Origin of the sequence: Paenibacillus sp. An7 (genome assembly GCF_009870785.1) — a bacterium.
Lineage (GTDB): Bacteria > Bacillota > Bacilli > Paenibacillales > Paenibacillaceae > Paenibacillus.
Genome location: NZ_WTWX01000120.1, coordinates 1 through 217 on the forward strand (window position 1 = coordinate 1; position 217 = coordinate 217).

The window sequence follows — 217 nt, forward strand, 5'->3', positions numbered from 1 at the left end:
AGTGGCTATTACAAGTGGCTTCAAAACGGAGAAAAACGAGCCCTCAGTGAAGAATTAGATTATCAAGATTATCTCTTTCTAAAAGAAATCTATGATCAAGCCAATGGGCAAATTGGTTATCGTGGTTTGTATATGGAAGTAGCTGAAAAAGCCGGTCAGCCTATGAATCATAAAAAAATCTTACGTTTAATGCGCAAGTTTCACTTCTTTGCCAAAG

1 protein-coding gene is annotated in these 217 nt (G+C 36.9%); it reads left to right on the forward strand.

Annotated elements, in window-relative coordinates; translation table 11 throughout:
• A partial coding sequence (locus tag GQY27_RS21385; RefSeq protein WP_160037263.1) for an IS3 family transposase occupies positions 1 to 217 on the forward strand: 217 nt, incomplete at both ends.